This is a genomic window from bacterium (assembly GCA_024224155.1).
Taxonomy (GTDB): Bacteria; Acidobacteriota; Thermoanaerobaculia; order Multivoradales; family JAHEKO01; genus CALZIK01.
In genome coordinates this window covers 1-1243 of the sequence record JAAENP010000003.1, presented here as the reverse complement: position 1 = coordinate 1243, position 1243 = coordinate 1, and the positions used below count along the sequence as shown (strand labels likewise).

The 1243-nt window shown below is 64.9% G+C and carries 1 protein-coding gene; it reads left to right on the top strand.

Annotated features, from left to right (window positions below; translation table 11 throughout):
- Nucleotides 1–269 precede the first annotated feature (269 nt).
- Nucleotides 270–1243, top strand: a 974-nt coding sequence (locus tag GY769_00030) for a hypothetical protein (protein MCP4200306.1), incomplete at its 3' end; no start/stop codon positions are given.

The window sequence follows — 1243 nt, the reverse complement described above, 5'->3', positions numbered from 1 at the left end:
ATGGCAGATGAACGCGGTCGGTGCGTCGCCCGGCAGCAACGCCTCGTGCCCGGGGGGAGTACTCTCGGTTCGCTTCTGGATTCGCCGGCGTAGCTCCTTCGCGAAGCCCTGTGCTTCCATCTCGAAGAAGGAGATCTTGTGGCCTTCCTGGGGACTGGTCAGATCCGGTTTACAGATCAGCCGTAGCGGGAGACTGTGTGGAGGAGTGATGCGGGGGCGGTATCGGAAATAGAGGGAAGTCGTCAGGGCCGCGATTTGGGATGATGTGTTTGCGAAAACGAAACATCCTGGAGAAGCCCATGACTGGACTACACCGCACGCCCCTGACGACGTCCCAGAAGGTGGAGTGTGCCGCACAGGCGCTGGCAGGCCAAGACATGCACGGCTCGGTGAGCGCGGTCGGTCGCGAGTTCAACATTTCTCGCCCGACGGTGTACGAAGTGCGTGGGGCGGTGAGCGAGGTGCTCACGGAGTACTTTGCCGAGCCCGGGCGCGGTTCGGTGCGCGTCGAGGTCGACGAGGCGCAGCTACACCGAACGGTGGTGGCGCTGCGGGCGATGGCGCCGAACGCGATCCGCCCGATCGAGGAGCTGTTGCCGATCTTGTATCCGGGCGTACGCCTGTCGTACGGGACCATCCAGTCGATGCTGGTGCGCGCGGAAGCCAAGGCACGGGAGTTCAACGCGAGCGCGGATATGTCGGGGGTGGAAGCCGGTGCGCTGGACGAGATGTTCTCTCAGGGTGATCCGGTGCTGGCGGGAGTGGATCTGGACGGCGGATACCTGTTCGCATTGGAGTTGCGCGCGACGCGTAGTGGTGCGGACTGGGCGCAGGTGTTGAGTCAATCCAAGGCTCAGGGATTGGACTTGTCGGTGGTGGTCAAGGACGCGGCGAAGGGGATCGAGGCCGGGGTGCACCAGGTGTTCCCCGAGGCCGAGCAACGTGACGACTGTTTCCACGCGCTGTACGAGGCGAACAAGGTGCGTCGCCGGCTCGAGCAACGCGCCTACGCAGCCATCGCGCGCGAGGCCGAGGCACAACAACGGCTCCAGCGCATCCGCGCCCGCGAGACCAAGCGCCGTACCAGTCAACGGCGCAAGATTGCCTGGCAGGCGCGCCGCTGCGAGCAAGCCATTGGCCGCTACGACAAATTCGAAGCGGCGATGCACCAGCTGCGCGAGGCGCTGGAGTGCGTCGATCTCGTACGCGGCGAGCTACGCAGCGCCGAGCAGGTACGTCGGCT